Below are 3,373 nucleotides of genomic sequence, written 5' to 3'. Positions count from 1 at the left end.
CGGGCCGAGGGCGGGTTGCTCGCAGGTCGCGGCAGACGGGAGGCGCAACGGCCGCGGGCGGCGGCCGGAGGGCGGCCGCCCGGACGACGCGGGCGAACAGCGGCACGGCGCTCGGCGGCGGGGCGGATCTGCCCGGGCGGTCAGTTGACCGCGCGCAGTATCAGCCGCACAACGCTCACGAATCCTCGCCAGACCCACCCGAGCAGTCCTGTCTCCACGGCCAGCTCTGCAGCGTCCGCGGCCGCTTCCCCCCGGTCCGCCCGGGAACGGCACCGGGAACAGGAGCGAGGCCAACGGCGCTTTTCCGCACCGCACTTCCTACACATCACCATGGCCCCATTCTCTCCTTGTCGCCGGGCCTCCCGTACACGCCGAGCCCTGCCCGTCCGCCCGCCCTCTGCGGTCCGGGCTCGTGCCAGGACGGACTCGACGAGCTTGAGGACCGCCGCCAGGGCGGTGGGTGGGCCGGCGCCGAAGTGTCCCGGCCCGGTGGAGAGCGCGACGCCGGTGCCGGCCTCGTCCTGCGTGACGCCGGTGGTGCCGAGCAGCAGGGGCAGCCGTCGGGTACCCACCGGCGGGTGCGCCGCAGGGGAGCTTCGCGTGCTCGGCCGGTCCGTCTGCCTCAGTAGACGCTCAGACCGTACGCCGACAGCCACTCGACCACCGGCTGGTAGTAGGTGAGGCCTCCCGAGCTGCAGTTCCCGCTGCTGCCGACGATGATGCCGAGAGCCGTGCCGCCCGAGAAAGCCGGACCGCCGGCGTCTCCGGGCTCGGAGCAGACGGTCGACCGGAACAGTCCGTATACGGTTCCTCCCCCGTAGTTGATGGTGAGGTTCACGGCCTGGACGGTCCCGCAGCGGTATCCGGTGGTCCGTCCGACGTGGCAGATGGACTGCCCGACGACGGGATTCGCCGCGCCGGTGATGTCGCGTGTACCGGCACCGGCGCCCAGCGAGACCTCGCCCGGGTAGGCGACCGCCGTATTGGTGTACCGAATGCTCGCGTAGTCGTTGCCCGGGAAACTCACTCCTGCGGTGACGCCGACACCGATGGTCAGGGCAGGGTCGGCGTACCAGGTACGGGCGCCCTGGGCGCACCGGCCCGAAACGAGCGCGTACAGCGTGGAGCCGGAGCGGGCGTTGAAGCCCACGGTGCAGCGGGCGCCGGTGCTGTAGAGGGTGTCGCCCCCGCGCACCGCGACGGCCGCCTGCTGCCCCGCTCGCCGGTCGGCGTGCGCGGCTGATCCGGCGGCGGCGGACCAGCCCAGGAGCAACGCCAGTACGACGACGGCCCGGAGGATGGTCCGGGGTCTTCCGGAACGCATGGGATTCACGACGACCTCCTACGGCATGTACCTGCCATTGTGGGTCGCCCCGACCCGGATGGTCAGGCCGAAAGCCGCCAGCCACCCGGCGCGCGGGCAGGACCCCCGGCCGCCCCGTATGCCAGACGGATCCACGCCGCTTGGCGGCCTGCCCACTCCGCCCGCTCACGTGCCTCGCCGACCGGATGATCCGGAATCGACCCGGGTCCGCCGTTCGGCTCGAGCAGCGGATCCGCTTTGTGGGGGCAGAGACAGCTGGTCCGTGCCGGCGCGACGGTCCGTCCAACCGACACGGGATCATCCACGCCCTCACGGAGACGGGAGTCAAGCACTGGACGGACAAGGCGTACCGGGGCGCCGGCGGCTTCGTTCGTGTCCCGTTCCGGGGCCGTCGGCTCAAACGGTGGAAGCGACGGCACGACACCGCCCACGCCGAGATCCGCTGCGTCGGTGAGCAGCCCGCTCCCGCCTGACGAGGAACTCACCAGAACATCAAGGGCAATGCGCCTGCTGCGAACGCCCTTCGGGTGCTTGCCGTCAGGCACTCCGGAGCGCGTGGGGTCACGCAACGGCTCTTCGGGAGCTCCTCAGTTCAGCAGCACGGCCGCGTACTGGCACTCCCCCTCCACCCAGTGCCGACGGTACCGGAACCCGAAGGATTCCAGCTCACGCACGAGTTCGCTCAGCTCGAACTTGTGCAGGACATCGTGAACGAGCGTCTCGTCCTTGGCGAGGTCAAGGGTCAGGCCGAGGCCCGGGAGGGCCACCCGCTGGCGCCTGGTGCTACGGATCTCACCCCGTATCTGCCGGAGGGGGACGTCGTAGACCACTTCCGGCTCGAAGCAGCCGAGGTCGAAATCGGCCCCGTACGCTCTGTTGAGGTGAGTCAGGGTGTTGAGGGCGAACAGCCGGCGCACCGGCCGCTCCCCCTCGTATCCGGCCTGGTACGCCCGGCGCACGGTGTTCACCGGCTGGAAGAGGTCGGCGCAGAGCAGAACGTGGTCGCGCGGCCCGCAGCAGGCCCGCAGAGCGCGCAGGAAGGCGAACCGCTCGGGCGGTGTCAGACACCCGAAGGTGCTGCCGAGCATCGCCATGAGACGCCCCGCCCCGCGGTCTCGGATCCACGGCAGAGCGGTGGCGAAGTCGCCGTGTACGACCGTGACACGGGCCGTCGGCCACCGGGCCCTGATGCGCAGGGCGGCCGCCCGCAGCGGCTGGGGACTCACGTCGATTCCCGTGTAGCCGTGAAGGGTCCTGTTCGCGTCCATGGCCGCCAGCAGGATCTCCGACTTCTCCGCGCTGCCGGCTCCGAGGTCGACGAGTTCGGTTGCGTTCGACAGACGCGCCATGTCGCTCCCATGGGCCCGCAACAGCTTGCGTTCCGAGCGGGGAGGGTAGTACGCGGGCAAGCGGCTGATCTCCTCGAACAACTGTGATCCTGCCGCGTCGTATCCGTAGCGGTGCGGGATCCGACGGGGCCGCTCGGCGAAACCCGCCCGCAGTTCCTCCGTCCCGTCCCCCGCCCGACGGTCCGGTCCGAGGACGACTTCCACGACACCGGCTCCGTGACCGTCTGCGCTCATCCACCGCTCCTGAGGCTCGGGCCCGCCCCTGGCTTCCTTCCTCACCGGCGCACTGCGTGGCGCCCCCTCGACGGGCTCGGGGGACGCGGGGCGGCCTCCTGGCGAAGTCCGGGTCGTCGGGTGCGCCGTCAGCACCGGTGTCGTCTTTCAGCAACTCACGACGCACCTGGTGCGTCCTGCCGGCCTCGGCCATTGGTGGGACACCCGGCAGCCGGCAGGACTCCGTCGGGGCTCTCTCGATCTTGATGTCGTGTGCGGTCCGCTGGGCAGGGGCCGGCGGCAGGGGGGCGGATACGGGTCCAGCACCTCAGGACGCCCCGCAGGGCGTCGTGGATCCGACAGAGAGCACGTGCGGTCCACGGGCCGGCGTGCGGCCGGGCCGGCGGGCCCTTCCGGGGTACTCGCCGGCGCCGGGGACGACGACGGGGCGGCGGAGCGGGGACTCGGCCGGGGAGCCGGCGCGGCC

Annotated in this window: 2 protein-coding genes; both read right to left on the bottom strand. The window is 71.7% G+C overall.

Annotation, left to right across the window (positions count from 1 at the left end):
• Positions 1-622: 622 nt before the first annotated feature.
• A complete protein-coding gene (locus B7767_RS24325; RefSeq protein WP_256923549.1) occupies positions 623-1,324 on the bottom strand; it encodes a S1 family peptidase in 702 nt (233 codons plus the stop codon).
• 587 nt (positions 1,325-1,911) lie between these two features.
• Complete coding sequence (locus tag B7767_RS24315) at positions 1,912-2,907, bottom strand: L-histidine N(alpha)-methyltransferase (RefSeq protein WP_085574071.1); 996 nt, start codon at positions 2,905-2,907, stop codon at positions 1,912-1,914.
• Between the last annotated feature and the right edge of the window lie 466 nt (positions 2,908-3,373).

This window comes from Streptomyces sp. 13-12-16 (assembly GCF_002114215.1).
In the GTDB taxonomy this organism is placed as follows: domain Bacteria; phylum Actinomycetota; class Actinomycetes; order Streptomycetales; family Streptomycetaceae; genus Streptomyces.
The sequence above is the reverse complement of the archived record's forward strand: the minus strand, read 5'-3'. Positions and strand labels throughout refer to the sequence as shown.

Coding starts and splice junctions, on each gene's coding strand:
- B7767_RS24325 (WP_256923549.1), bottom strand. CDS start 1,324: ATGCGTTCCGGAAGACCCCGGACCATCCTCCGGGCCGTCGTCGTACTG.
- B7767_RS24315 (WP_085574071.1), bottom strand. CDS start 2,907: ATGAGCGCAGACGGTCACGGAGCCGGTGTCGTGGAAGTCGTCCTCGGA.